This window comes from Pseudomonas sp. BF-R-30 (genome assembly GCF_019956175.1).
GTDB classification, from domain to species: domain Bacteria; phylum Pseudomonadota; class Gammaproteobacteria; order Pseudomonadales; family Pseudomonadaceae; genus Aquipseudomonas; species Aquipseudomonas jessenii.
On the sequence record NZ_JAHBDE010000006.1, the window covers coordinates 1 to 26,784 of the forward strand.

Here is a 26,784-nt window from a genome sequence, read left to right on the forward strand (position 1 = left end):
CGGGGGGGATTGAAGGATGATCCGAACGGATCACCTCGGGTGGTGAGTTCGCATTAGCTCGCTGTCTCGAGAATTCCCAGCATATATGCACGCGCGACTACATGCTGTCTGGTGCCGGCCTGGAATTTTCCAAACAGGTTTTTCAGGTGCCACTTCACGGTTTCCTCGCCGACATTCAGCGCCAGGGCGATTTGCTTGTTGGACAGGTTGCGAGCCAATAGCTGCAACACCTCACGTTCCTTGGGCGTCAAGAGACGACTCGCGGACACGCTCAATGGGGTGGATTCCGGTCGCGCAACAGATGCGGGCGTAGAGGGCGTCGCAAGCAACGGGACCGTTTCACCCTGGAGCGTCCGCTCCCATTTGATCAGGTCCGGATGGGTGTCCTGCACCACACGCAACATACCGTTTTCTTGCGCGAGGCTGACAGCCTCCAGCAAATAGTCAGTACCGCCCTGTCCGGTCGCCCGAAGTGCCAGTGCCCTGAGCAGCTTGATCTGCACGATATCTCGCCCACGACGCAGGTATTCGGCTGTTTCGCCAACCCTGCCCAGCACCGCCAGCATCGCCTCCCAGTCACGTTGGGCCAGTAAGGCATAAGCGTTGGCTACCCCGGCCAGCAAGTCCAGCTCCGGCCCCAGCAACCCTGCTCGCTCACGGGCAATAACCGGCGTGAAACTGTCCAGCCGGCGCCATAATGCGTGGCAGGTATCGCTGCGTCCCTGCAAGGCATGCAGGCGTATTTGCTCTCCCAGGGAGGCAATGCAGAATCGTGGAATATTTCGCTCTTCTCCAAGGGCGAATAACGCCTCGAGCAGATCCTGCCCGCGATGCCCCTGCCCCTGGAGTGAGGCCAGTCGAGAGGCGGCGAGGAAACCCTGCACAATCGCATCGGGAGAGGCCAATCGCTCAACGATATCCAGCCTGTTCGCCAGCACCGTAGCGGTCTCCTGGACTTCCCCCTGTTCCAGCAACACCGTCGCCAGAGCGCTCGCTAACATGACCGCCACCGGACTGCGCCGACCGATGTCCCGTTCGGCATGCAACAGGCTGTCGTGCAACGCAGTACGCGCCGACACCATTCGACCCTCGTATAAATAAGCAAGACCGACCACCCACTCGCCATACCCGCGTATGGCATCAAGGCCAGTACTACCCGCGTAACGCGGTGCTCGCTGAAGGATTCGTCGGGCTTTCTCCGGTTGCCCCTGCAACAGCGTCAGCCGGGCGATCAGATTCGCGACCAAGGCTTGCACCGTGATTGAGAATGAGGGCAATCGATCGACCCAAGGCATGATGAGTTGATGCGATTGATCCGGACGGTCCGCAAAGAAGGCGGCGGCGGCGGCGATGGCGGCCGCTTCACAACGTGTCGCCTCGTCGGCGGACGGATGCTGTTCAATTGCCGCAATCAATTGCGCCGCTTCTGCCTGACGCGCTCCCATTGCCAATGTCCAGGCCGCCGCCAGGCAGATGCGCGGATGCGACAACACGTCAGCGGGGCCAAGCTCCTCGACCCACTCCAGCACCCGGCTGAATTGCCCCTGCAACGCGACTTCGTACAGGCATTTGCCGATCAACGTATAGGCCGGTTGGGGCATGCCGGCCAACAGATATTGCCGGGCGGCCTGCTCCAGGAAACCGTGGTGTTCCAGCCACACAGCGCCGCGCCGGTGATAACCCTGACGCTCCTCCAACGGCAAGTCGGCAAAACGGCCGAGCAGAAATTCCCGCGCCAATGGATGGATGCGCACCCAGTCACTGTCGATACTTTCAACAAAAATCGGTGTCGAGGCACACAATTCCTTCAGCAATTCACCCGAGCGAGCGTTGCCCGTCAGCGCCTCGCATAACAAGGGCTGGACCATTTCCAACACTGCAATGCCGGTCAGAAAGCGAACCTGCTCCTCCCGAAGATGTGCGAGCAAACTGTCGACGAAATAACGCTGGATATCACCCAGGCAAGTCGACAACTCTTCGACTGCCGCACTTCGATTCGAGCTCTTCTCCAACGCCGAAATCGCTAATTGCAGGCCGAGCGGCCAGCCTTCGGTTATCTCGTGCAGCCGTACGCAGAGGTCGGCATCAACCCTTGCGCCGAAACGGTCATTGAGGATGGCGACCGCCTCTTCCACATTCAGCCGTAAAGCCGCTGTCATGATCGTCGTGAAAAGCCCGCTTGCCGCGAGGTCCGCCACCTGCAGATTCAACCGTGTGCGAGAGGCCATGATGATGCGCAAATTGGCCGGTGCGTTGTGCAACAGGTACGTCAGGGAGTAACGGATCGTCAACTCGGGAAGGGCATCCACTTCATCCAGAATCAATACGGTTTCGCTACCCAGATCGGCCACTTCCGCCAACCACTGCGTCAGCCCTTCCTGTTCGTCACGCCCCAGTCCCGCAATAGGCTCGAATGCGCGGGCAAACGACGGCCGACCGCTGCCAATTGCCATCGCAGCTCCCAGCCCTTGGACAAAACGAGCACCATCATCCTGTGCATCCAGCGTCATCCAGGCCACCACGGCGCCGTGAGACAAACACTCACGGCGCCATTGGGTCAGCAGAAAGGTTTTGCCGAAGCCTGCCGGCGCTTGAACGGCGATCACCACTTTGTCTGTCAGTTCCTGGGTCTGGATACCCAGGCGGTTTCGCATCCGTGCTGACTTCTGACTGCGCGGCGGTGTCGTTTTGAGGATCAGTTGGGGCTCTATGCAATCCATTTCTTTCAGACCCTGGTGGTTAAGAGACGCCTACCCAAGGAGCGTCTGAAGGTCGCTGGATACAGTTCCAAACGGTCGAACACTACCATGGAATGGTCAGGAGGTTTGAACCCCGGTGCAATCCAACGCAAGCCGCTTGTGTTCTTTCGGTGTCGTGACCTGCTCGCCACGCCAAAGAATCCGCTACCTTCCAGCCAGGGCTCTGTATTCAGCCGGTGTACTGGCGTGTGCAACCTTGAACGCTGCAGTCAGGTGGCTCTGAGAGCTGAAGCCACACTCCAGCGCCACATGCAAAATAGGGAGATCGGTCTGCATGAGCAGATCACGCGCATGTTCCAGTCGTACATTCATTACATAGCGATGGGGCGGCATACCCATGGCGCGCTGAAACAGCCGTCGAAAATGAGCCGGGCTGACACCCGCCTGGCCAGCCAGCGTGCTGATCGACAGTTCCTGCCCCAGATGCTCGCGAATGAAGACCAGTACCGTATGCAGGCGCGCCAGATGAATATGCGGCGGATAAATACCTCTGCTCGCGTCAACTCGTAGCGCACGATACACCTGCTCAAGCATGACCATGGCCAATCTTGCCATGAACCCCTGATCAGCCCCTTTCCCAAGACTTAGCTCATCCATCAATTGCCGGGCCGCCGCGCTCACCAATCCATCACTGACGGGCAATGGTGCCTGCGCGCCAGCGCATAGCTCACGCAATTGTCGAAACACGCCATCCGTGCGCTCGGGCAGATAAAAAACCGCGAAATCAATGCTGCCGGAATAGTGCCATTGAGTGGCACAACCTGCAGGCAGCAGCATTGACAAGCGGGGCATCGAGGTTGAGCGCAACTCGCCCCCTGCCCCCTCATCCGCCCGCGAGCCACCGAACTGGGTCAAGAGGGCCATGAAGTCAACCGGCGGGACGGATAGGTCAGTCGTATGCAGGAAGTAGCGCTCCGCATACAAGGGGATTTCACTGCACACCAGGCCGCCCAGCAAGGGCAATCCCAGTGTTTCATGGACCTGTTGTTGCGGATTCATGGGCATCTCGGGATGAGCATATTTTGACAAATATGACCGCTTTTCAGGTGAGTTGTCGATGTCGGGAAGAACAATAATCGGCCAAATATTGCGTCACTCGCCTCAATGCGAGGCAGGCACAACCGCTCCCCCGCATGACTGATCACAGCCAGGAGAACAGCATGAGCAAGAAGACCGTCACTGTATTCGGCGCCACCGGGACTGCCGGTGTCGCCTGCGTCAATGAGTTCATTCGCCAGGGCCTGGTCAATATCAATGTGCTCGCGCGCCGCTCCGGCCAGATGGAACGCTCATCGTCGGGCATCAGCAAGAGCGAGGCGCAAAAACAGCAGCAGTACGCCGAATGGGCGCGTCAGGGCGTGACCATCAAGGAGGTCGACGTCACCATTGCCGAAACGCTGGTCCCGGCGCTGCGCGGCACCGACTACCTGGTGTCCTGCGTGCCGCTCTACGCCACCGAATCGCAGATGCCGCTGATTTTTGCCGCCAAGGAAGCCGGGGTCGAACGCTTCGTGCCATCCGAGTACGGCGCGATCTATGAATTCGAACAGTTCTGGCAGACCGACACCACGCACCGCTTGATGGCCCGGCAGAAAGCGTTCATCCGGCGCATGATCGAACTGGCCGGCATGGACTACACCATCATTCCGGCCGGTGCCTGGATCGAGTACTACATGCTCGAGCCGGTGATGGTGATGGGTGATCCCGACGCCAGGCTGGCCTGGTCGACCGGCGCGGATGTCGGCCGCATCATTCCACATGTGCTGGCCCACCCGGCCTCGCGCAATGCGATCTGCCCAGTCGCGGCCACGGCCTGGTGTTCGTGGAACGAGCTGCTGGCCGCGCGCGAACAGGCCGTGGGTCGCCCGATCGAGCGTAACGAGTTGACGCCCGAGCAGTGGCGCGCAGCCTACGCGGCTTCCCGTCCCGGCGCCATCCAGACCCTGCTGGCGATCGGCGTCGCCATGGTCGATACCCCAGCAGGCATGTCGCTGTGCGGCCACTGGAACAAGACCTTCCTCCCCGAATTCAAGGGGACGCCGCTGCAAGAACTATTCGTCGACACCGTAGAGCCTTTCGTCGAGGCCACGCGCGCCACGCTGATCGCCGCCGGCGAACTGCCGGCCGACGCCTGACGCGTCTCGACACCTAGCGTGCAGGCCATAAGAAAAACCGAGTGATATGACGAGGCCCATGATGAAACTAAGCAACCGGATCAACCTGCCTGACATTTCAATAACCGGCTTTGAAACACCCCTGAACGAGGTCGAGCGCGGCATCCAGGACAGCGTGCATCGCTTTGCCAAGGATTTCATGCGGCCTCTTGGTCAGGAACTCGACAAGATGACCGCAGAGCAGGCGGTCGCCCCCGGCTCGCCGTACTACAGCCTGTTCAGCGAAGCCGCCAAGCTGGGCCTGAGCTCCGATCTGCTGGCCGAACTGCCGCCGGAAACGGCTGTACGCGTCGAGTCTATGATCGGCGAGGAAATGGGCTGGGGCGATGCCGGTCTGGCGGTTTCCCTGGGCGTCAGCACCTTCCCGAACGAGATGGCCAAAGCCGTAGGGAACCAGGAGCTGATCGATCTGAGTGCCGGGAAAATCGGCTGCTGGATGATTACCCATCCCGACAAGGGCACTGATGTCAGCGCCTTCGACTTGCAGCGCGACTGGGTGCCAGGGCAGTTGGGCAACAAGGGCAATCTCTTCGCCAAGGTTGGCGAGCACGAGATCGTCATTAACGGCCAGTGCTCGGCCTGGGTGTCCAACGGCGCGGTGGCCCAGGTGGCCTTGGCCTACATGACCGCCGACTATGGCAACGGCTTCTACGATGCCAATGGCTTGCCCTATGGCATCTCTGTAATCGTGCCCCTGGACTTGCCCGGTGTCAGCAAGGGCAAGCCACTGGAGAAGATCGGCCAACGCGCGTTGCCGCAGGGCGAGGTGTATTTCGACAACGTGCGGATTCCCAAGCGCTTCGCCGTGGCCCTGCAGGACGAGTACTACGGCAACGTCGTTTCGACCTGGTCGTTCGCTGGCACCCACATGGCGCAATGGTTCACCGGCGTGGCACGTTCCGCCTTCGAACTGGCCCTGGCTTACTGCCATGAGCGCAAGCAGGGTGGCCAATTGCTGATCAACCACCAGCTTACCCGCTACCGCATCGGCGACATGATGCGTCGTGTCGAGCTTTGCCGGGCTGTCGCCCGCCGCTCCCTGGCCTATGCGCGCCTGTCCCCGCAGGGGCACCCCTGTGCCACGGCTTCCAGCAAGGTCACCGTGACCGAAGAGGCCATGCGCGTAGTCAGCGATGCCTTGCAACTGTTCGGCGGCAACGGCCTGACCCGCGAGTACCCCATGGAGAAGTTGTTCCGCGATGCCCGCGCCGCGCTGATCGAAGACGGCGAGAACATGATGCTAACCACCCGCCTTGGGTTCCTTGTCCAGGAGCTCTACGAAGACGGCTGGCCCCAGTACTGATCCCAAACCCGACTAACAATAAACTTTGGAGACAATAGAAATGGCTAAGTATCCCGTAGTTGTCTATGGCGCCAGTGGCTACACCGGCATGCTGACCATGGACTGGCTGATCGACCAGAACATCCCCTTCACCGCTGTGGCGCGCGATGCCAAGCGCGCGCAGGAAATGATGGCGCAACGTGTGGTACGCCTGGAGTCCGCGACCTATGAAATCATCGAGGCCGAGCACAACGTCGAGTCGCTGAGCGCCGCCTTCAAGGGAGCCAAAGTGGTCTGCAACACCGTTGGCCCCTTCGTCAACTTCGGTCTGACCACCGTCGAGGCCGCGCTCAAGTCCGGCTGCCACCACATAGATACCACCGGCGAGCAAAGCTACGTCCGTCAGGTTCGCGAGCAATTTGGCGAGCTCTATCGCCAGGCTGGCCTGCTGGTTTCGCCATCGCTGTCCTACATGTTCAGCTTCTCCGAGATCGCCGCCGAACTGGCGCTGGAAACCCCCGGCATCGACGTGCTGGAAACCGCCGCCCTGTGCCGCGGCCCGCGTGATGTCGCCGGGGTCAGCCTGGGCTCGGCGGCCTCGATTTTCGAATTGTTCCACCGGGAGCAGTTCTACCTGTGGGAGAACAAGCTGGTACAGCACCCAGCCACCGCGTCGTTCAACATTGTCGACCCCAACTTCATGCAGCCGGTTTTCTGCCTGCCTTGGGGGGGAACCTCGCTGCCAATTTACTTCGAGCATGATCCTCGCGTGCGCGCCTGCACCTCCGCGGTCGGTTTCTACGACAACAATGTGATGCCGATGGTGCATGGCCTGAGCCAGAAGTGGGAAGCGGAATACAAGCACCTGTCCAAGGAGCAGCAGGACGCGGTGGTGAAGAGCCTGGTAGAGGCCACCACGCCGAGCATGCCGCCCCGCGAACGCACCACCTTGCAACGCAGCGTCGACATCGCTATCGGCCGCGGTCACCTGGCCGCCGTGCGCGCTACCGTGCATGGCGTCACACCCTATATTTCCACCGGTGCCCTACAGGCCGCAGCCGCGATCAGGCTGCTCGACAACGACACCAACAAGGTCGGCTTCGCTTCCGGTTCCAAGGCTTTTGGACACCGCTATCTGCTCGGTTTCCTGGAAGAACGCGGCCTGGCCCGTGCCACCGTTACCAAACTCTGATTACCGGCACAGGAACCACTTATGGCCATCATCGACTTTTACGATCGCGGCTGGGGCATCAACCCTGCCGGGGTCGCCTACATCCAGGGCGAGCGCTCTTACACCTTCAACGAAATCGGCGAGCTCTCGTGTCGCATAGCCAACAAGCTGCTCGCACTGGGCTTGCCGAAGGAAACCAAGGGTGCCGTCTGGTCAGGTAACGACGTCACCGCCTGGGCCTGCACACTGGGTCTATGGCGCGCCAACATGACCTGGATTCCAGTCAACGCGCGCAACTCCAGCGAAGAGAATCACTACATCCTCGACGCATTCGACTGCGAGGTGATGTTCTACCAGAACGATTTCGCGCAAATCATCGCCGAGCTGCGGCCCGGGTTGCCGAAGATCAAACACTGGATCTGCATCGATGCCGACGCTGTCGATGCACCTTCGTTGGAGCTATGGAGCGCCGGTCAGCCGGCAAGCCGTCCCGAAGTCGCCCATGACATGGACGACGTGGTGGCGGTCTCACCCACTGGTGGCACAACGGGCACGCCAAAGGGTGTGATGAACACCCACCGCAGCGTGCAGACGTTCATCGCCCACTTCATGCTGACCTGTGCTTATCGCAATGGTGAAAAGCCGGTGAATATGGCCGCCGCACCGATGACCCACACTGCCGGCCTGTTGTCCGTACCCTGCACGGCGCAAGGTGGCACGGTAGTGGTCATTACCAAACCCGATCCAGCATTGATGTTGAACGCCATTGCACAGCACAGGGTCAGCGAGCTCTTTCTGCCGCCAACGGTGATCTACAGGCTGTTGGAAATTCCCGGTATCGAGAAGCTGGACTTCTCCTCGGTGAAGTACCTGATGTACGGCGCGGCTCCCATGTCGGTAGACAAGCTGAAGAAAGCTATCGAGATTTTCGGCCCGGTCATGACCGGCGGCTATGGTCAGACCGAAGCACCAGCCAGCATCGCCAACTTTCGTCCTGACGAGCATCTGGTGGGTGACCAATTCGCCGACGACGAACGCCTGTCCTCGGTCGGCCGCCCTAACCCGCTGGTCCGCGTCGAAGTGATGAGCGACACCCACCAGATCCTGCCGCGCGGTGAAACCGGTGAAATATGCGTGCGCGGCGACCTGATCATGAAGGGTTACTACAAGCAGCCGGAGAAAACCGCCGAGACCATCGTCGACGGTTGGCTGCATACCGGTGACATCGGCCATATCGATGCCGAAGGCTATCTGCACCTCACCGATCGCAAGAAAGACATGATTATTTCCGGCGGCTTCAACGTCTATCCCAGCCAGGTCGAGCAAGTGCTGTGGGGACATCCGGCCGTTCAGGACTGCGCCGTGATCGGCGTGCCCGATGAGAAATGGGGTGAGGCCGTCAAGGCCGTCGTCGAGCTAAACCCAGGCCAGGAAACCACCGAGCAGGAGCTTATCGAGCTGTGCAAAGCCAGGCTGGGCAGCGTGATGGCACCGAAGTCTATCGACTTCACTACCAGCCTGCCACGTAGTCCGGTGGGCAAGGTGCTGAAGAAAGATCTGCGCCAGCCTTATTGGGAAAAATCAGCTCGGAAGATCTGACGGGAAAAAATCGAGGTCGATCTCAACCTCGGTCTGCACGTGGCCGAGATACGCCTGACTGAACCTGGTAACGACCAGCAACTTCAGTAAGCCGCTGCCCAGGCGCACCCAACGTCAACCACGCCGTGGGGTGCGAACTGGACACGGACCCACTGAATATAAGGAATTTTCAATGAGCAATATCTATATCGCCGGCATCGCCATGACCGTCTTCGGTCGCCACATCGAACGCAGCCTCGACGACTTGGCACGTGAGGCTTTCCAGGGCGCATTGAAGGACGCCCACTGCACTGCCGCCGATCTCGATATCGCGTTTTATGCCGGCATGACCAATGGCCCATTGCAAGGTCAGCTCTCGATCCCAGGTCAGGTCGTGTTCAGCAAGATCGGTATTGAAGGCATTCCTATCTATAACATCGAGAATGCCTGCGCTTCGGGTAGCTCAGCCTTCAATTTGGCCGTGCAAAGTCTCAAGGCCGGTACAGCCAGTATCGCGCTGGCGTTGGGTGCGGAAAAGATGAACATCCCGGATAAACTGAAGGCCCTCTCGCTGTTCGAGGCTGGTTGGGACGTATCTCGCGCCGAAGAGAATTATCAGACGCTAATAAAAATGGGCGAAGGTGTGGTGCCGCCCGCCGGGTCGGAATCGGACAAGCCTTACAGTAAGTTCATGGCCATCTATGCCGCATTATGCCGCCAGCATATGAAAACCTATGGCACCACGCAGCGGCAGATCGCAGCCGTCTCGGCAAAAAACCACACTCACTCGGTCCACAACCCCTACTCGCAATTTCGCACAGCCTTCGGTATCGACGAAATCCTTGCCGCCCCTCCGATCACCTACCCGCTCACCCTGCCAATGTGCGCGCCGCTGTCGGACGGCGCAGCAGCAGCCATCCTGTGCACCGAGGAAGGACTCGCACGCATCGGTGCCGACAGAAGCCGCTGCATCAAGATAGCGGCCAGCGTCATCCGTAGCTTCAGCCATCGCCGGCTCGATCAGCCGGAACTGAGCGTCGGTCACCTGGCAGCTAACCTGGCCTATGAACAGGCGGGCCTCGGGCCGCAAGACATGCATGTCGCCGAAGTCCATGACGCCTCGGCGATGGGCGAAATCATTCAGGTCGAAAACCTGGGCCTGGTCCCGTTCGGTCAGGGCGGACCTGCGGCTGAACGTGGCGAATTCACGCTGGGCGGGCGCATCCCGGTCAATACCTCAGGTGGCCTGGAATCCAAAGGCCATCCACTCGGCGCTACCGGGATCGGACAACTCTACGAACTTGTGACCCAACTGCGCGGAGAGGCTGGCGCACGCCAGGTATATGGCGCACGCCATGCAATCCAGGAGAACGGCGGCGGTTTGCAGGGTATTGAGGAGGCAGCCGTCGCGATCCACATTCTCAGCAAATAGTTCTTGTCAGAAAAATTTGTAGTGGCCAAACCAATCAAAACAAGAAGGATAAAAAACATGTTCCAAAACAAAGTAGTTGTCATCACCGGCGCAGGATCAGGCATTGGTCGGGAGTTGGCTATCCAGATGGTGGAAGCTGGCGCGCATGTCGCCCTGTCGGACATCAACCAGGTTGGTCTCGACAAAACCATGAAGCTATTGCCTGACGCCAGCAAAGCGAAAGGTTACCTCCTGGACGTATCGTCCTGGGACGCCTTCCAGGCCCATGCCGACGAGGTAAAGCGAGATTTTGGCACGGCGCACTTCGTCATCAATAACGCAGGTGCCGCAGTCATCGGGACAGTTGCCAACACCTCAATCGATGAGTACGAGTGGCAACTCGGTATCAACCTGTGGGGCGTACTGTACGGTACCAAAGCGTTCCTGCCGATGATGCAGGCCCAGCGGGAAGGCTGCATCGTCAACATTTCCAGCGTATTTGGCCTGGTAGGTTTCCCGATGCAAAGCGCTTACAACATGTCGAAGTTCGCCGTACGTGGTCTGACCGAAGCACTATGGTCGGAACTTGAGGGCAGCGGCGTGCGCGCCGTGTGTGTGCACCCTGGCGGAATCAAAACCAATATTGAAAAGGCCGGACGACGCTGTAAAGCTGCCGGTAGTACAGAAGAAAAGTTCAAAGCGCTTGCCGACAAAATGCTACTGACGCCAGCGGCAGATTGTGCCGGCGACATCATCAAGGGGCTGCGCAAAGGAACCAAACGCATCATTACAGGGAACAAGTCGAGCACCTTGTTCTGGATAAGCAGGCTGTTCCCCAATAGCTATCCGGCATTACTCAAGCTGCTTGGCTGAGACCTAAAAGTTACAAGATGTCTCTGCATGGTGCGAGGCGTCAACACCTCTCAGGAATAACTCCATGACCGACAGTTATACACGCAAGCTGTTTATTTCTGCCGCCTGCTTCAACGTATTCGCAGGTCTTCCATTACTCGTAGCCCTACACCCCGTAGCTGCACTGTTGGGGCTGCAAATTACCCCTACCTCAACCCTCTTCATTCAACTCACCACGTGCCTGGTTATCATATTCGGCTGGGCCTATTGGATGATCGCTCGCGATCCGCTGCAGTATCGTCCCTATATCCTGCTCGGGATAATCCTGAAAGTACTGTTTGTTGTGGTGGTTTATGGTCACTGGCTGGCGGGCAGCATCCCCTGGCCATTGCCAGTAGCGGCATCGGGTGACATCGTCTATGCATTACTGTTCTGGCGTTATTACGTATGCGTCCGGCCATCACGCCTTGCTTAACTAAACCGGGTGCCAGTTATGCGGCAGTAACTGATCGATTTCACTCGCCCGCTGCGATGGTAGGTGTGTGAGAACATCCTTCAGAGGCATACGGATCATAACCATTCAGCCGCGCAAACTGGATCATATTTATGATCAGGGCCGCGCGTTTACCGCTGCAAAACGAACTGCGAAGAGCCAGTTTTATGTCCAAGAACCCAAGGGCGGATCTGGTTCTTGGCCCAATTGTTGTCAATTGGGCCGGCCCCGCCATTGAGGTAGTGTGACAGCGCTGCCCACCGTTTCAGGCTGTAATTGAGCGCCTTATTGATGGCCGTGCCTCCGGGCGTCAGATGACGCTGGGCGATCATCCATGCATGCAGCATATCCATCGCCGGTACGGCTAAATAGCGTAAATTTTCTCCAGCCTTGTTCATGAGACGACTGCCAGATAAGGCATCAATTCACGCGAACGCAGTGAGGACTTCACTGAAAGCCAGTCGTTTTGTAGGGGTAAAAACGCCGTAAAATAAAAAGGGGTCGCGAGATAAAATCTCGCAACCCCTTGAATTATATGGTCGGGACGGAGTGATTCGAACACTCTACCCCTAGCACCCCATGCTGGGGACTGTGCGGCGCTAACCTATTGATTTGAAACGGATACAGCCCGTTTAAAGGGTGGCAAAACACACGCTTTTTTGTGGTTATGCAAACGAAAACATGCGGCCTCCAGAGGCGGTTTTGCGCAAGCGATGCCGGCTAAAAACATTGGTGACGGTCTTGCCAAGATTCAACCAAGCGTTCATTTTGGGGAGCCACCTCTTGAGTATATTAATATGTCAGCAAGCGACGAATGGACTGAATGGCACCTCACTCCACGAGGATGGGAGAGAGGCTCAGAAAAGGAAGACGTTGCAGGTACCAAGAAAAAGGACGCTCCCACTGATTGCGTCATGAGCGTCAAACATCGCCAGCTCATACCCGCCGCCGGCGCGCCTCTCAAAGAAACGAATGAGTTGCTCTGGACCTCGCCTGATGAGGCAGAAGTTCGTAGCTTGCTGGATCAGTTTGGCCCAGCGCCTAAGAAGCTATAGATGGAGCATCTTATGACTCGTTCATACATCACCGCAGAAGTGGCTGCGCAAATCATCGAATCAGCATTCTCTCCGCTGCGTTGCGTAGCTGAACCCTGGGACTACGGCGAGCGCGTGAGATTTCGGGTGTTTGATAACTCAGATCAGCCAGTGCTTACCGTAGAGGAATTGCTGAAAAAACAGTTTGCTGATGCCAACAATTTCAAATTGGCTATCGACTCTTGTCGAGCTAGTTTGGCGGGGCGCGGCATTGTTCTCGATCAATGGATACTCCAGCTGCCCACCATCATGTCAAGGTGACCGGGAAACGTTCATAACGCCTTGATCTACAAGAGAAAACAGGCACTTTACAGCCACCTCAAAACCGCTACATCACCCTATAAGAATCAATAACTTAGTGTTGTATATTCCTACAGTAGTGCCACCCTGCTCCGGCGTTCTGCCGACCTGAACTCCCAGCCCATAGCTCCCCCCCCTGCTACGCTGAAAACTCCACGGAGGATTCGCGATGCCAAACTCTGACCTGCTCCCTTCCCTGCTGTTCAAGCTCAACGAAAACCAACTGGCTCTCGAAGCCGCAATCATGGAACTGTCGAACTGGGTCGAGCAGCACGGATCCGCCGAGGTTGCCGACAATGTGCGTGGAGCCCTGGAATCCATCGACAAGAACGAAGAGTTCATCAAGATGACGCTCGCGGTGATGATGGCGCCGGAGTGACGGCTATCAGCCTTGGATTCAACCGGTCGATGTAACACATTAGATTCTGTGTAGGCAGGAGGAGTGTTGCAGATGAAGCAGAGATCTCGGATTTTTTACACCGAAAGCCAGTAAATCATTAATTCCTGGCTTGATGTTAGTCGATGTATATACAAAATTGATGGAGGATGAGTCCGTCGCAGAGTTAGAAAAAATCTGGACAGAACTAACAGAAAAAAACGCGACCCTAGCATTACTCATCCGCATCATCACTTAATAAGACATTATAATGAGCGTTCACAGAGTGCAGTTCATCGCGCAATCCCGCAAACTCCACCTCATGCGCGGAAATCATAGTATCTATTGTCAACATCTGAGCCTTACATCTTTCGAATCTTTCATCTTCGAGTGTAACGCCGGAAGCAAACAAACTTTCTCGAAGATCCATTAATTCATCACGCTCGGCTCTCAGGGCATCCAACCTAGCTCGCAAAGCATGAATTTTTCCCCGAATAAATTCCCGCTTTTTCATTGCAAAGCTCAATGCCGAGTTTCGCGACAAGGTTGTCGGACGCTGATGCCACGGAGACATTGCTGCTCTATCAGCCCACGACTTAGCACTGATCCACGAAGAGCCAGGAGGGATCTCAGGCCATACGACATTTATTGCCTGATCCAGCAGCGCGCTTTCCAAATTATCATTCAGATCTGCATCTGCCTTATTAATTGCTCTAACTTCCTCTACAACGACAGCTGAAGTGCTCTGCGCCAGATAATCATTAGCCTTAAGCAAAAACCTATCTGTTGCATAAAGATAAAAATCTTGCTTTGCCGCATCCATAAATTCTTTAGTTAACGCAGGCAAAGCGCTCACCAACCCTTTGTTAGACTTTAGCCACCAATCATCCTTTTTCTCACCAGTGACTAAAATAACCGATTTATTAGCGGCAACTGCCTTTTCAATTACCTGCTTCCAGAGGATGAGATCGCCAAATTTTTTTAGCCGAAGTTTATTTGTAGTAGCCTCAGGCATTTTTCCGCAATCCTGGAATCCAGGCGGTATATTTTCCAGATATCTTTTTTCGCCCTCGACAGCGACTTCCAGCAATCGCTCTTCGGAATATGGCTGACCCACCCGCCCATTCAAAAGAGTACCAATTTTTGTCTTTATAACGTCATTACCAACGTACGAAAGGTATGTTTCCTGCTTAGTTTCTAATTCCTTTATCATTAGATCATAGGAAGAAATAAACTGATTAAAAACCACATCAGAAACAAAAGGATGTCTCGATCCAGAATTAAATTTTTCTTTCGCGACTTTCAATCCAGAGATTGATTCAGCATAGGCCTTGGACTGAGCCTCGATTACCGTTAAGCGATTTTCAAAGTACTCCGCCGCCACCTGATATGGAATCCAAAGGCGCTCCCCCAAAGATTCCATAACCTTAAATAGAGCTTCCCTTGCAGAATCGGAAAATCTATAGAGGTCAAGCAACACATTCGTATCCAGCACAAAAATGCAATCCGCCCAAAGCTTTTGTTGGCGCTCCGGTTCCCCTACAAAATGCTCTGAAAAAGCTTCTCTCATTTTTACGCCTGGCTGGATCAATAGATTTCAACCTAGATAGCACACAGCCATACTTTTCGCCATCGTCTGCCCACCATCCAGAAGTGAGCGCAGCGACACCGTATGGTAACCTCACGGCACATTTCCAACCGTGCAGGCACCATGGCGCTCATCAACATTCTCACGATGAAATGCCCCATTTTTGCCCCACGCTTTTGAGCAGATAGCGCTAAGCCGCTGATGAATAAAGCAAGTTGTGACTTATCCAGCCACCCCCCCGATGATGTAGCAGTACTATCGGGAATGGGCTACAGGGCTTGTGGTTCAAGGGTATGCATTGGTGATTGTCTAAAACCCTAGCTCGACATAAGCGCCTTTCGGGCCAATGAAACCGAGCAAGCGCGAGGTAGTTTTAGACAGCGTTTCACCCTCCTCTGGCGTCCTGCCGACCGAACACAATGCCCCCCATCGCTGCAATTCGTCGAACTACTGGCCGAATCGATCAAGCCAAAATACTGTATATAACACCAGTTTTCGCAGCGGTGCAATTATGGACTACGAAGGGGAAGCCTTCGGCTGTGAGCAAACGCTAGACAACATAATGTCAAAACAGTAGCGTCAGCTGTGTGCTTTGCCATAAATCGGATTCCACCGCCATATTATTTGAATCACTGCGTTGGCGTACCGAACCGGACAAAGGTCGGCATTTCCCCACAGGGATGTCACTGGATGACGACTTTTACTTACTTTGGACGCCATGATGCAACAATTCCTAGAAAACATAGACATCGCAGATCTCCACAACAAAATTTGCGAATTCAGAGATCTGGATTTCAAGAGGATGTCTTACTCGGACATACGGGAAGCGATAATTAAAGTTATATGCTTTGAAACACCAACGGGCAAACGCACCATGCTCAGACCAATTTCAGCACACTACCCAGCAGGTACTTTATTTTACAGAGTCAGGAAAATACCTATTGATGATACAAACCTCCCCTTAAAATCCATGAGCAAAGAAAGCGATTGCTGGGAGCCACCAAGCCATATCGTCGACGTAGGACGCCTCAACAAAAAAGGAGAAGCGTTACTCTATACCTCTCCAATAAACCCAACTGTTGCTTTTGATGAAATGAAAATAAATGATGACGAATTATTTTCATTAATCATCTACGAAGCCACCGAACAAATTAATGTAACAGTTATCGGCGCCACCCCTCCTCTGGAGGACTTCTCAAAAGAAAATCAGCTGAAGCTGCGCATGATCCAAGATTTTTTACGACATGAATTCATAAGAGATGTGGGAATAGGCACTGAATTTCTATATCAGATTTCAGAATCAATAGCAAAAAACTGGTTTGATTTACCTCCGGTTCTTCACGACGCATGGTGCTACCCTTCAATTGCAAATAAAGGCGCATATAACGTTTGCTTCAAGCCTGAAGAAAAGCAAAAACTAAATCTACGCGGCGTCCAGATAGGCTCAATTACTAGAGATCATGGGTATAATTTCGACTTAAGATTTACAGCAAAGAAATCTGATCAAAATGAAACCTTGATTTACTACGCCCCCACATCTGAAGAATCCATCTCGTCCTTCCCAAACGTAATTAGCTAAACTTAATTAATGTAGACAGTGTGCACGAATAACACTCAAACCAAGACCTTCAACCCAAGTTGATATAGTGCGTGACGCTCGATGGCACCGTGCGGCATGCGACCCAGCTTTCCAGTGTTGATCAGACTGCCAATGTCCTGGAAGCGGCCGTCGTCAGCGAGCTCGCTCAGTTTATTGGTCGACCAGTACCATGCAGCCGAGAGCGCGGCATGCTCCGGTTGCTCGAGCAAATCCGGTTCGTCTTCCAGCGGAACACCTAGACCCTCACCGGCGGTGCGGTAGTTATTTCGCCCGGTCAGCTGGATCAGGCCACGACCACGATACCGCCAGCCGTCATCAGCCTGGGTGTTCCCGTTGCGGCCGGAATACGCATCATTGGCAATTGCTTCGGGGCGCCTGGCTAGGGTGACGGCCTTGGCATTCGGGTTACCGTTAGCTGCCCGATACCGACTCGGCCAAATGGTTGCTAGACCCTTCGCGTCGTAGTTGAGGTTTTCGACCAATCGCCGCAACTGACCAGACTCATGACCAATTTGAGCGATGAACGCCGCCATGCGCACAGCTGAGTCGATCCGATACCGGGCCATGGCCGCATTTAGCGCTGGAACAAAAACTCCCGCGACCGAGCGGGCGTTCGGGAGGATCAGCAGCAACTGCTGGCGAGTGATCAACATACTTTTCTCCAAGCGAAAAAAAGCCCGCTCGATGGCGGGCAATACAAATGTAAACAGTCTTATGTCGGGCTATTGGTTCTCCATGGCTGCCATACACCAGCATTGAACCAGCAGGTATGCACCGAGCCCGTGCTTAGTTGCCGCACAGTTAATACGGTGTAAGCGCTGGCGACAAATTCGGTGTCGAGCGTACAGGTCCCGGCCACACCGGGCGGAGGGTTTAGCCAGTTGGCAATGTCGGGGATATACACTTTTCGGGATTTGGTAGTCTCCGCCGTAAAATCGCCCGTTGAGACCGACGGCCTATTCGCACTCACTTGGTGCCACACCGCGCCATCACTGAACCACTGCACCCCCGCTACAGTGACGACCTTATTTTTGAAGCTGGCGGTATTGGGCAATGTGGTTAGCGACAACTCCATCTTGAAAGATCCGAGCATTTCATGGAACGAATCCCTGTTAGTGATATCGGCGTTGCCGTATACGGTGTCAAATCCAACCTCTCCCGCGATGGTGGATGTGGGGAATCCGGCCTTCCCAATGAGGACTACCGGAGGCTGTGTCGTATGAGTCCTTGCAACCCCCGTCTTCGGCGCGACTGCATCACGGAAGTGGGTGTTATTGACATTGCAGCCGTAGATATCTGGGATATCAATGTCAGATTCTCCGGTATCGTCGGAATCGCAGTTGTCAAACATGTTTCCTGCTAATTGCGAGGAGTACAGCTTGGATACATTGACCCCGCCAAGGTTCAGGCGCCAGAAGCGGTTGTTTGAGATAATGCTTTGAACAATGCCGATTCCGGGAGCAGAGCGAATCCCCCAGCCCGTGAAGTTTGCCGAATCATTGTTGCCATCAAAGAACACGCCCTGGACGCTCAGCGTCCCAATGTTGTGCCCTAAATCGTTGAACAGGTACAGGCCGCCATCTCGCCCTGGTACGATTTGGACGCCCGGTGCAATGGTGCCACCGCCGCTGGCCATCACGGAGTAGTCCCGACCAAGCGACCAAATCTGCGTGTCACCACCAATGGTCCAATCGGTGGTGTTCAACAGCACCGTGCCGTTAACGATCCGGGTATCTATTAAGGCCGCTACAAAGGTCGTGCCGTCATAGGTGCCGCCTCGGGCCTTGCCGAACGCCACGCCATTTTTTGCAGGGCGTACCGAACCCACCGAGAAATCCAAGTGGCAGTTAAACAATCCATTGGAGTTGCCGTTGGTCAGGTCAATTGCCCAGTTAGCTGAGCGGTTGGCCACCAAGTCGGTGATCCGTAAATCCCGGATACGAAGATTGCTGGGGCCGGCCGCATTCAGGTCCGTGTAGTTCGCCCTGGCAATGATTGGTATATCACCACCAGTCCATAGCACGCCTTCGGCCCCGCGCCCCGGCCCGAACAACTCCAGGGTGTCAGGGAGCAAAAGTGAACTGTTGATCGCGCGCGTGACGTCATCCAGCTCAGCCCTAGAATTCACGCTCGACAGCATGAAGTTGATCGCTGCGGAGTTTGCGGCACCGGCATCGGGATCGTTCGGATCGATTGTGGGCGCACCCCAATACGGGTTACGGATGTTAGCGCGGCCGGTGATGATATAAGGCGCATTCAGCGGACCGCCAGGTTTCAAAAGATCCTGCCGCAGCGAGTCGTCGCCGATCAACTTCAGCTTAGCGCTATCCGTAGCCCAGTCGGAAGTGGTCAGCGGCAGGAACTGACTTTTCACCCGGTACTCGTCGCCGAGGTATCTGACGGTCTTAGTTGTACGATCCAAGAGGATTCCGGGAGCGTAAGCGATAGCCTCCTCATATCCACTGGCATCCAAAAGCGTGGCGAACTGATCCTTTCGATAGTCCTGAGCCTCATCAAACTCGGACTCACGGCGGCCCTGGGCGGTGCCGTGCTCAAGCTCCATTCCCTTCCACGATTTACGTGGCACTCCCTTACGGTCGAGGTAAGACGCATCTCCGCCGTTGACCAGAAAGTCCAGATTCCGCGCGTTATCGGATAGATCTTTGGGTGAGGTTGAACCAACCGAGCTGCCGGTGTTGTAGGCCATGGTTATGTTGCTCGCAGAGTACGCCAGCGGCGCCGCAAAGGAGGCGGTACCGAGGGCGCTGAGTTTTAATAATTGCCGGCGATTAACCATGACGACCAAACCTAAAAACGGAATCGGGCGGCAGTATACCGGTGATGATGTCGCGCGTTCATGAAGGCTGACTAACACGCCTCAGCCCTACTGGTCGTAGTGCTGAGGCCACTCCTGATTCATCACCCGATCAAAGATGCTCGACATGAGAATGTACTCAGGCGCAATCAGCACCCACTCGGCATCGACAACTGGACGCTGGAACAGCTCGAGTACCGCAGTGAATCGCCAATGACTAACGCCAACAAGCGTCGGGCCCGAGTAAATATCCTTGAACCGGGCCTCGTATGTTTCCATCCCGAGCGGCGTTTTGAGGCGGCACTCAAACCACATGGATCCCGAGATCAAAACGTGGTCGAACCATCCCTCAAACAGCTGAGTCTGCTCGTCGCTGAGCAGCCAAGACACGGACGCTTCAGTGGGAACACTGCGGTACAAGCGCCGCTGGACAGTGCGCCCACTCATTTTTTGCGACCGTAGCAGTGGGCTGACCGGCTCGAAGCCGTAACCGTCCCGCAGCGGCAGGGGCAATCCCTCCGGATATGCAATCATGTGCAGTCCTTAATTGGGCGCGAGGCCGTTGTCGTCGGCGTAGTAGTCGTCGCGATACTCGATCGCTGTAAAGCTGCAGGTGCCGTCGCTGTCGGGGGCGATCTCGCTGAGCATTGCGTTGTATCCCACTTGCGTGGATGCGGCGAACAGCACGCGCGCCGGCTCGATCGACAGGTCGGTGATCAGGTCAAAGTCCAGAGCGCCGGCCGGGATACTCATCGTGTATTCCGACAGCTGAGTCGGTGCGATCAGTGGCGTGGCTGAGCCATCGTGCCGGCGTATCAGAATGCGTGGGTTTGCCACGCTCCAGTCAAGAGGCTCGGTCACCTCAAGAATAACCACGCTGCCCACCTCTTGTGCATCGATGATCAGCGCTGATTGACTGGTGCCGGGGATGTCGTCAGCCAGCACGATATGATCCAGGCGCTCGTAGCACAGCGCTTCTAAGTCCGTGTTACCCGAATAGGCCCATCGCTGATTGAGGTGCTTGCGCAACTTGCGCATGCCAATGCGCCAAGCGCGGTTACGATCAAGCACGCCGTCGAGGTCCAGTGTTTCCACCTTCAGGCCGAGGCTTCCAGGCATCCGACATTGAACCGTCTCGATTGACCAGGTCTGTGGGTCGACATACTTCACGTCGACGCCGTCGAAATCATCCGGCCCAGGCGCCGTGAAGCTGGCATTAAGCTCGGTGTTCATTTCGTGGTTGGTGATCGTTCCTCGGAACGTCTGCACGCCTTCGCGGATCGAGCTGATCAGGCCATCGGTCAATGTCAGGTGACTCATGCCGGCAGCAAAGATCTTTTGCAGGACTTCGCGCACCGTTGATTGCTCGGTAAAGTCGAAGTCGAACGTCTCACCGCGCGGCGTCCAGTAGCCTGCCTCCAGCTCATTGAGCTGATCCACACCTATTTCGCTGCGGTCAATGCCCAGGCTGTCGAGCACGTGAAGCGCTGCGTGACTGATTGACCGCCCTACCCCGCCGTCATACAGCCGCTCGGCCACCATGCTAATGCGCCGATCCGACTGTGCGCCCAAGCGATCGCCCGTCCGGATATCCGCCGTGAAGATCGTGACTCCCTCATAGGACGCAGGAGTCTCCAGTTTGGAGCGCAGCCCGTACCAGTAAGCAGTGTCGCGAGTGCTGCCCCCTGCCTGCGGCTCACCACGTCGGACGCGAAACTGGGGCCGCATCCGATATGGCAGGCTCAATGAGAATGTGAAACCGAGGCCGTCCTCTGTGCTTTCGGTGATCGTGTGCAAGATGGTGTTCCATGCCCCGCCCAGTGCCGCATCGCGCCAGTTCACGTGGATGTTCACCGTGCCTGCCCGGCGGTGACCGTTGCTTTTGTACCAAGCCAAGCCGGACGGAATGTAGATATCGTACTCGACGGTGTCGGTCAGCTCTTGCTCCGGCGTGGCCATGAATGGCCCCAGCCAGTTGAGCGACCCGGCATCATCGGAGCCCAGTGCGAAATCAAGCAGCGTACGAGCCGTAAAGCCAACCCAAGTGGCATCAACTACGCCAACATCTGTCAGGCGCTTCACCGCCATCGTCAACGCATCCAGACCGGTTATCTGGTAATGGTGGCCGCGGTAACCGATGGCAATCCGCTGCGCACCATCATTGAGGCCTGCAAACGGGTCGCCATTTTCGTAACGCAAGGTGATGTAAGCGGCCTGTTCCGGAACGCCGCCAGACGATGCAGAACCTACTGTGTAGACCGGGCCTACGCCGAACAGTGCAACCGGCGCGTTCGACTGTGACAGGACGCCGCCTTTAAATGGGCTTGAGGGCTCGGCGATCAGTAAACGACCCGAGCTATCCTGAGCGGTTAGGCCCATACCCTCGAGCTGGGCGCTGATCGCCGAGACCACACCACTCATGTTCACGTAGTTGGAAGCGAGGGATATGGTGCGGCTGTCACCCTGGTAGGTGACAGTCCAAACAATCGGCGAAGTGCTGAAATCGTAAGTGGTCGGAGAGGACGCCGCCAGTACCGAAGAGGGACTGCCCCCCGCCCCGGCTACCGGTGGGACGTACGGAGAGTAGCCAGCAACGACCAGGTCGTAGTCTGCGTCATTGGACAGCGTGACCTTCATTCCGACAAAGGGAGCCAGATCAGCCAGCGGCCCGCTGATCTGATCATAGGCACCCACGCTGGTCACCACAAAGGTATTGGGCGCCTTCAGCGTGACGGTGGTGCCGACGGCCCAGGTCTCTGGGAACTCTGGGGTGTCGCCAGCCAAACTAACGCTCAGACCTGCCAAAACCAGAGCATCCGCTACGACAGAGGATCCGCCCGAGGCTGTTGAGGCAGTGTCCAAGCCCGAAGTGCCAGCGTCGGTACCGCCCACCTCTCCGACCGGATACCAGTTCTCCACTCGGCGATCGCCTGACAGATCCGCACCAGGTGGATAAATGGAGTAGGACACATCCGAACCGAAGGCTGCCAGCGGGGTGTCACCGATCTTGATGCTGCTGGCCAAAATTGAATGTTCTCCGGCGCCGACACACAGGCACAACGTGGTGTGCATTTCGCGCTTGTTGACGAAGCGAGACACCGGCTGCACCACGTAATCCGGGTAGACCTTGCTGCGACCAAGGATCTCGCGCACAGGTTCATTGACTTTGGCCCGATTGGCCTTGGCCGGGTTGGTGTCGATCGCCTCACCCTGGCCCGGCTGCGACAGGTCCGGGGTCTTCGTGGTCAAGACCAGCACCAACGCCACTGCGGCAATCGCCACGGCCGCCCAAGCGGCGATCACCGCAGCACCTACGCCGCGCGCTTCAGGGTAAATGCGCAGGTCGGTGTCAGGGAGCACTACAAAACTCGCCCACTGATCCACCGGCAGGGTCACGCCATCCACTTCGGTGCAGATCGGATGTTCGCGGTCCAATTCGAACTCAGGAGCCTGAACCTTCAGCCACTCCACGAGCAGAATCGGCGCGGGGATGACGTGACTTTCCAGCGGCTCGCCTTCCAGACGGCTTGGATAGATACGAATCATCGGTAGTACTCCACGCGGACAAACCGGCGCTCGAAACGACGGATAGGGGTGAAGCTGACGTTGCGGCGAGGGTTGATCTCCAGCACCTCAAGCGCACCATTGATCTCGACGACGATGCCGACGTGGTCCTGAACGCTCCCGCGGTAAGCAGCGACAACCGCGCCATGCCCCAGCGCGCACGGTGTGACCGTGCGCTGGATCATGTCATCGCACGCCCGGGCAAAGCCGCCATCCGCCTTGCGCATCTCGGACCACTCCGGCCAATCCGGAAGACCCAAGTCGCGCCGCACCTCCAGCACCAACCCATAACAGTCAACCTGCGGCCACAGTCGACCGCCCTCGACGTACTGGCCGAGGGTGTATTTTTCGAGGTTCATAGGTAGCGAAGCCCTGGGAATTTGTTCAGGTTGTAGGTGTTGCGTGGCCAGCCTGTATCGAGCAGGTCGAAGTAGCCGGCGGTGATCGATGCCTGAGTAGCGGTTACGGTGCCTGACTTGATCTTGAAGCGATTGGGCGCGTGGGCCGGGGCCCCGAGGTCGTCGGAGGTATAGACCCGATAGACCAACGACATGCTGCGTCTAGCGGCCAAGGCTGAGCGGATAAACGCAGAGGCGATGCCATCGATGTTGCTCAAGGCAAATTTCAGATCCTGCGTGCCATCGTCATTGCGCGCCGGGATGGCCAAGTCCATTCCGCACGGCGTACACGTCACAATGCCGCCGCTCTCCAGCATCACCATCAGGGGATCCCAGCCCCTGGTCAGGTAGTAGGTTGTGAGGCCGTCTGATATCTGCAGCACCTCATGGATGATTTCAGGGCCAGCACTGGCATACAGTCTTTTGAGGATGCTCATCGCGCCGTCCTCCTCAACCCGTAACCACTGGTGAGCGCGCGGGTGACCTCGCCGTTACCCTGAGCCAGATCGCGAGCGATTTCGCGCTTGGCCTGTTTGATGATGATCTTCATCTGATCGCCGTCTCGCTGCGTCTCCACCTGGGCGCCGGCGTAGTTGTGGACAGCGACATCCATTTTCCCGCCGCTACCGTCCCGCGAGAAACGATCAAGAGTCCGATCGAGCTTGGCGCTCGTCTCGGCAGTGGTTACGCGCTCGCCTTTCTTCAGGTTCCAGGTACCGTCAGCCGGCACGGAGTCGATACCGTCATGCGCCTGGCCATCAAGGGAGGCGCCTACTGCAGTCATCATCACGCCGGCCGCCGCGGTTGCAGCGATAGCCGCACCTGGTGCCACTGCCGGACCAACGAAGGGAATACCGATCATCGCAGTGAATGCACTTAGGCCGGCCATGGCCACCTGTGCAGCAGCATAGGAAAGCAGCGCATGGCCCACTGACTGGATAAAACTGGCTGCCAATCCCTGGGCATCGAGCTTGCCAGTTTCCGCCCACTCCGTAATGGCATCGGTGAGATTGTGGAACGTCTCGGCACCTACGCTCTGCATGGTGCTGTAAAGATCCATGCTGGCTTCGGCTTGAGTGGCCACGCCGCTGATGAACCCCGTCACCCCTTGATTCTGAAGACTGTCCACCCTGCTGTAATAGTCCTCCTGCAGGAGCACCCGCTCGGCCAGAGCTTCCCGGAGCATTTCAGTTTCGGTGTCGTACAAGCTTTGGGTGATATCGCCGGCGTTCAATTGCTTCTGAAGATCGGCCACCTGCCGGTTGTAATCTTGCTGAAGTGCTAGATCCTGTCGCATCCGATCCCGGGTTTGTTCCCCCATGGCGGCGCCAGCAAGATCCATATCGAAACCTGTACGCACGGTATCGTTTTCCGCGCGAAGATTTGCTGCAAAGGCAGCTGACTTGACCGACTCCTCGTTAGCAACCTTGAGCTTCTGGAGCACATCCAGCTCTGCAGCCAGGCCCTCTAATCGCTTCTGCTGGGTTGCGTTGATGCCAACCAACTTACCGGAAGCCAATTCAAACCTGAGCTTGTCTGCTTCCGTGGCTTTCTTCTGCGCATCTGCAGAAGTATTGATCAGCGCGATCTGGCGCTGGTAGTCGGTGACAGCATCCTCACCCCGCTTGGTCAGTGCTGTCGCGGCGGTGGCTGCGGCCGTTGCGGCCTGCTTCGAAGCCGCTGCGCTTTTCTTCTCTGCTTCAATAGCCGCTTCGCTTGCATCCAAGGTTTTCGCCTTGGCTACCAGCAACTCGCCCTCTCCCTCTTTCAGGCCGGTTACAAGACCTGCACCTATGCGGGCCGCAAGCTTGTCGGCGTTCGTCTTTTTGCCCGAGAGCAATATCTGCTCATCGAGTGTCTTGGCCAGGTCCTTGAATGCCTTCGACTGCTCAACCACCACAGGAGCGGCAAGGATTCCGTTCAGCACATTGATCTGCGCACCGAAGGCCTCAACCTTTTGGCGTGCTGTATCAAGCTCGCCCTGAGCGGTGACCAGCGATTCGTTCCACTCACGCTGACGGGCGTCATTCGGATGATCGCGCAGCAATCGCTGGTACTGCGAAACCGCGCTCTCTGCGTCGATGGCGCGTAGCTGCGCATCCATCAGATCCTGATTGATGTCTTGCAGAGCGGCCGCAGCTTGATTCTTGGTAAACCCGTCGAACGACTTGTTCAGGAAGTCGATCTTGTTGGTGAGTGACGTGGCCGACTCGTCCGCGTCATCGCCGCTCAGCGCGAAGTAGGCCAGTGCGCTGGCCGCGAGCAGGACCACTCCTACTGGACCACCAAGCAGCGCCATGGCTGCCGAAGCACCACGAGCGGCTACGCCTATTCCTACAAGCCCGGCAGCAGTTGCCGGAGCCACACCAGCCATACGCGCCAGCGCCAGTTGGTAGCGAACAGCCTCGACCTGAGCGGCGGCAAAAGCTATCGCGGTGCCAACGGCGCTTGCAGCAAGACGGGTGGTTAAAACCACAGCCAAGGCGGTCGCGGCCTGAGCGGTTAAGCCCAGAGCCGTGCGGGCCTCCGGAGAGCCGAGGGCGCTATTAACTCCCTCAATCGCAGCGCGAGCACTGCTAAGACCGCCCTCCCCGGTAAGTAAACTAGCGACGGTGTTGCGTAGCGCATCGAGCGAACCACCAAAGGTGTCACGAGCGGCAGCCGCCGCCCCGCTATACGACTCTTCCAGAGCATTCAGGATGATGCCTTGGGCACCAGCCACGTCACCCACGGATTCAAGCGACTCGGCGAGCTTCTTTTGATCTTCGGTAAATCTGAAACCTTGCTTGCTCAGCGAACTCAGGCCGTCTGTTGGAACGTCCAGTGCGCGACCAATAGTTTCGACAGCCTGCTGCACGGTGGTGCCTGTGCGGGCAGCCATATCGGAAGCAGCCTGAAGCGCTCGCGTGAACTGAGTGCCCACAACGCCAGTGAAGGCAAGAAGCGCTGTCTGCGCCTGGTTGATATCACCACCGGAAAAGGTGGTGGCTTTCTCCATGGCGTCTGCCATTTCGTTGAGCTGATCGCGACTGAAGCCCGCCGACTCCCCAGTGGAATTCAGTACGGCGGCAAGTTGTGCCTGCTCTTTCTCAGCATCACGAGTCTCGGTGATGAAACTGGTCAGAACAGCGCCCACCGAGAAGCCGGCGACAGCACCTGCAACCACTTCGCCCAGAGCGGTCCAGGCGAGCGAGGCCATGTTCGCGGAGTCGGCAATTCCTTTGCCTGACTTCCGAGCCGCCACCTCGGCTTTATCAAGAGGCCCAGTAAAACCGCCGATGCGCGCGATCAGATCAAGCGTCAGCGTGCCAAGTGAATTAGCCATCTAT

At 56.8% G+C, this 26,784-nt stretch carries 21 protein-coding genes and 1 pseudogene; 11 read left to right on the forward strand and 11 right to left on the reverse strand.

Going from position 1 to position 26,784, the window contains the following annotated elements:
- Window positions 1-53 precede the first annotated feature (53 nt).
- Both KGB20_RS04225 and KGB20_RS04230 read right to left on the reverse strand, forming a co-directional pair.
- Window positions 54-2,654, reverse strand: coding sequence for a helix-turn-helix transcriptional regulator (locus tag KGB20_RS04225; protein ID WP_223532026.1), 2,601 nt, complete (start codon window positions 2,652-2,654; stop codon window positions 54-56).
- 249 nt (window positions 2,655-2,903) lie between these two features.
- Window positions 2,904-3,758, reverse strand: a complete 855-nt coding sequence (locus KGB20_RS04230) for a helix-turn-helix domain-containing protein (protein WP_056723182.1) — start codon at window positions 3,756-3,758, stop codon at window positions 2,904-2,906.
- A gap of 161 nt (window positions 3,759-3,919) precedes the next feature.
- On the opposite strand from KGB20_RS04230, the gene KGB20_RS04235 reads away from it, so the two are divergent.
- The 7 genes from KGB20_RS04235 to KGB20_RS04265 all read left to right on the forward strand — a co-directional run bounded on the left by KGB20_RS04235 (window position 3,920) and on the right by KGB20_RS04265 (window position 11,702).
- Complete coding sequence (locus KGB20_RS04235) at window positions 3,920-4,894, forward strand: NmrA family NAD(P)-binding protein (protein WP_077182746.1); 975 nt, start codon at window positions 3,920-3,922, stop codon at window positions 4,892-4,894.
- A gap of 61 nt (window positions 4,895-4,955) precedes the next feature.
- On the forward strand, window positions 4,956-6,236 hold the full coding sequence (locus tag KGB20_RS04240; protein ID WP_223532028.1) for an acyl-CoA dehydrogenase family protein: 1,281 nt from the start codon (window positions 4,956-4,958) through the stop codon (window positions 6,234-6,236).
- A gap of 40 nt (window positions 6,237-6,276) precedes the next feature.
- Entirely contained in the window at window positions 6,277-7,407 is a 1,131-nt protein-coding gene (locus tag KGB20_RS04245) for a saccharopine dehydrogenase family protein (RefSeq protein ID WP_077182744.1), read from the forward strand.
- 21 nt (window positions 7,408-7,428) lie between these two features.
- Window positions 7,429-8,985, forward strand: a complete 1,557-nt coding sequence (locus tag KGB20_RS04250; RefSeq protein WP_077182743.1) for a class I adenylate-forming enzyme family protein — start codon at window positions 7,429-7,431, stop codon at window positions 8,983-8,985.
- A 172-nt stretch (window positions 8,986-9,157) separates the two neighbouring features.
- On the forward strand, window positions 9,158-10,396 hold the full coding sequence (locus tag KGB20_RS04255; protein WP_077182742.1) for a thiolase family protein: 1,239 nt from the start codon (window positions 9,158-9,160) through the stop codon (window positions 10,394-10,396).
- Between the two features lie 57 nt (window positions 10,397-10,453).
- Window positions 10,454-11,248 carry an SDR family NAD(P)-dependent oxidoreductase gene (locus KGB20_RS04260; RefSeq protein ID WP_082240446.1) on the forward strand — a complete coding sequence of 265 codons (795 nt, stop codon included), beginning with the start codon at window positions 10,454-10,456 and terminating at the stop codon, window positions 11,246-11,248.
- A 64-nt stretch (window positions 11,249-11,312) separates the two neighbouring features.
- A complete protein-coding gene (locus tag KGB20_RS04265) occupies window positions 11,313-11,702 on the forward strand; it encodes a hypothetical protein (RefSeq protein ID WP_077182741.1) in 390 nt (129 codons plus the stop codon).
- Here the strand turns inward: KGB20_RS04265 and KGB20_RS04270 are convergent.
- Window positions 11,703-12,085 (reverse strand): annotated as a pseudogene (locus tag KGB20_RS04270) (IS66 family transposase); the annotation flags it as partial.
- A 348-nt stretch (window positions 12,086-12,433) separates the two neighbouring features.
- Here KGB20_RS04270 and KGB20_RS04275 point away from each other — a divergent pair.
- The 3 genes from KGB20_RS04275 to KGB20_RS04285 all read left to right on the forward strand — a co-directional run bounded on the left by KGB20_RS04275 (window position 12,434) and on the right by KGB20_RS04285 (window position 13,493).
- Complete coding sequence (locus KGB20_RS04275; RefSeq protein WP_223532030.1) at window positions 12,434-12,775, forward strand: hypothetical protein; 342 nt, start codon at window positions 12,434-12,436, stop codon at window positions 12,773-12,775.
- A gap of 12 nt (window positions 12,776-12,787) precedes the next feature.
- Complete coding sequence (locus KGB20_RS04280) at window positions 12,788-13,075, forward strand: hypothetical protein (RefSeq protein ID WP_223532032.1); 288 nt, start codon at window positions 12,788-12,790, stop codon at window positions 13,073-13,075.
- Between the two features lie 208 nt (window positions 13,076-13,283).
- On the forward strand, window positions 13,284-13,493 hold the full coding sequence (locus KGB20_RS04285) for a hypothetical protein (protein ID WP_223532034.1): 210 nt from the start codon (window positions 13,284-13,286) through the stop codon (window positions 13,491-13,493).
- 232 nt (window positions 13,494-13,725) lie between these two features.
- On the opposite strand, the gene KGB20_RS04290 is transcribed toward KGB20_RS04285, so the two are convergent.
- Window positions 13,726-15,060: a PIN-like domain-containing protein gene (locus KGB20_RS04290; protein ID WP_223532036.1), complete on the reverse strand. Its 1,335-nt coding sequence runs from the start codon at window positions 15,058-15,060 to the stop codon at window positions 13,726-13,728.
- Between the two features lie 820 nt (window positions 15,061-15,880).
- Between KGB20_RS04290 and KGB20_RS04295 the strand changes: the two genes are divergently transcribed.
- On the forward strand, window positions 15,881-16,657 hold the full coding sequence (locus KGB20_RS04295) for a hypothetical protein (RefSeq protein WP_223532038.1): 777 nt from the start codon (window positions 15,881-15,883) through the stop codon (window positions 16,655-16,657).
- 35 nt (window positions 16,658-16,692) lie between these two features.
- Here the strand turns inward: KGB20_RS04295 and KGB20_RS04300 are convergent, their stop codons facing one another.
- The 7 genes from KGB20_RS04300 to KGB20_RS04330 all read right to left on the reverse strand — a co-directional run bounded on the left by KGB20_RS04300 (window position 16,693) and on the right by KGB20_RS04330 (window position 26,780).
- Complete coding sequence (locus KGB20_RS04300; RefSeq protein WP_223532040.1) at window positions 16,693-17,331, reverse strand: glycoside hydrolase family 19 protein; 639 nt, start codon at window positions 17,329-17,331, stop codon at window positions 16,693-16,695.
- 59 nt (window positions 17,332-17,390) lie between these two features.
- Window positions 17,391-19,475, reverse strand: coding sequence for a hypothetical protein (locus KGB20_RS04305; protein WP_223532042.1), 2,085 nt, complete (start codon window positions 19,473-19,475; stop codon window positions 17,391-17,393).
- An 87-nt stretch (window positions 19,476-19,562) separates the two neighbouring features.
- Complete coding sequence (locus KGB20_RS04310) at window positions 19,563-20,027, reverse strand: hypothetical protein (RefSeq protein WP_223532044.1); 465 nt, start codon at window positions 20,025-20,027, stop codon at window positions 19,563-19,565.
- A gap of 9 nt (window positions 20,028-20,036) precedes the next feature.
- Window positions 20,037-23,039 (reverse strand): host specificity factor TipJ family phage tail protein, encoded by a 3,003-nt coding sequence (locus KGB20_RS04315; protein ID WP_223532046.1) that lies wholly within the window; start codon window positions 23,037-23,039, stop codon window positions 20,037-20,039.
- Window positions 23,036-23,416, reverse strand: a complete 381-nt coding sequence (locus tag KGB20_RS04320; RefSeq protein WP_223532048.1) for a nitrite transporter — start codon at window positions 23,414-23,416, stop codon at window positions 23,036-23,038. Before KGB20_RS04320 ends, KGB20_RS04315 begins: the two co-directional genes overlap by 4 nt.
- On the reverse strand, window positions 23,413-23,892 hold the full coding sequence (locus KGB20_RS04325) for a DUF1833 family protein (RefSeq protein WP_223532050.1): 480 nt from the start codon (window positions 23,890-23,892) through the stop codon (window positions 23,413-23,415). Before KGB20_RS04325 ends, KGB20_RS04320 begins: the two co-directional genes overlap by 4 nt.
- A complete protein-coding gene (locus tag KGB20_RS04330) occupies window positions 23,889-26,780 on the reverse strand; it encodes a phage tail tape measure protein (RefSeq protein ID WP_223532052.1) in 2,892 nt (963 codons plus the stop codon). Before KGB20_RS04330 ends, KGB20_RS04325 begins: the two co-directional genes overlap by 4 nt.
- Window positions 26,781-26,784 lie beyond the last annotated feature (4 nt).

Bases quoted from the DNA above. Each gene is read 5' to 3' on its own strand.
- KGB20_RS04240 (WP_223532028.1), top strand. From the start codon at position 4,956: ATGAAACTAAGCAACCGGATCAACCTGCCTGACATTTCAATAACCGGC.
- KGB20_RS04325 (WP_223532050.1), bottom strand. From the start codon at position 23,892: ATGAGCATCCTCAAAAGACTGTATGCCAGTGCTGGCCCTGAAATCATC.
- KGB20_RS04290 (WP_223532036.1), bottom strand. From the start codon at position 15,060: ATGAGAGAAGCTTTTTCAGAGCATTTTGTAGGGGAACCGGAGCGCCAA.
- KGB20_RS04250 (WP_077182743.1), top strand. From the start codon at position 7,429: ATGGCCATCATCGACTTTTACGATCGCGGCTGGGGCATCAACCCTGCC.
- KGB20_RS04260 (WP_082240446.1), top strand. From the start codon at position 10,454: ATGTTCCAAAACAAAGTAGTTGTCATCACCGGCGCAGGATCAGGCATT.
- KGB20_RS04315 (WP_223532046.1), bottom strand. From the start codon at position 23,039: ATGATTCGTATCTATCCAAGCCGTCTGGAAGGCGAGCCGCTGGAAAGT.
- KGB20_RS04320 (WP_223532048.1), bottom strand. From the start codon at position 23,416: ATGAACCTCGAAAAATACACCCTCGGCCAGTACGTCGAGGGCGGTCGA.
- KGB20_RS04330 (WP_223532052.1), bottom strand. From the start codon at position 26,780: ATGGCTAATTCACTTGGCACGCTGACGCTTGATCTGATCGCGCGCATC.
- KGB20_RS04310 (WP_223532044.1), bottom strand. From the start codon at position 20,027: ATGATTGCATATCCGGAGGGATTGCCCCTGCCGCTGCGGGACGGTTAC.
- KGB20_RS04295 (WP_223532038.1), top strand. From the start codon at position 15,881: ATGTCTTACTCGGACATACGGGAAGCGATAATTAAAGTTATATGCTTT.
- KGB20_RS04300 (WP_223532040.1), bottom strand. From the start codon at position 17,331: ATGTTGATCACTCGCCAGCAGTTGCTGCTGATCCTCCCGAACGCCCGC.
- KGB20_RS04285 (WP_223532034.1), top strand. From the start codon at position 13,284: ATGCCAAACTCTGACCTGCTCCCTTCCCTGCTGTTCAAGCTCAACGAA.
- KGB20_RS04280 (WP_223532032.1), top strand. From the start codon at position 12,788: ATGACTCGTTCATACATCACCGCAGAAGTGGCTGCGCAAATCATCGAA.
- KGB20_RS04230 (WP_056723182.1), bottom strand. From the start codon at position 3,758: ATGAATCCGCAACAACAGGTCCATGAAACACTGGGATTGCCCTTGCTG.
- KGB20_RS04245 (WP_077182744.1), top strand. From the start codon at position 6,277: ATGGCTAAGTATCCCGTAGTTGTCTATGGCGCCAGTGGCTACACCGGC.
- KGB20_RS04275 (WP_223532030.1), top strand. From the start codon at position 12,434: ATGCCGGCTAAAAACATTGGTGACGGTCTTGCCAAGATTCAACCAAGC.
- KGB20_RS04265 (WP_077182741.1), top strand. From the start codon at position 11,313: ATGACCGACAGTTATACACGCAAGCTGTTTATTTCTGCCGCCTGCTTC.
- KGB20_RS04305 (WP_223532042.1), bottom strand. From the start codon at position 19,475: ATGGTTAATCGCCGGCAATTATTAAAACTCAGCGCCCTCGGTACCGCC.
- KGB20_RS04225 (WP_223532026.1), bottom strand. From the start codon at position 2,654: ATGCGAAACCGCCTGGGTATCCAGACCCAGGAACTGACAGACAAAGTG.
- KGB20_RS04235 (WP_077182746.1), top strand. From the start codon at position 3,920: ATGAGCAAGAAGACCGTCACTGTATTCGGCGCCACCGGGACTGCCGGT.
- KGB20_RS04255 (WP_077182742.1), top strand. From the start codon at position 9,158: ATGAGCAATATCTATATCGCCGGCATCGCCATGACCGTCTTCGGTCGC.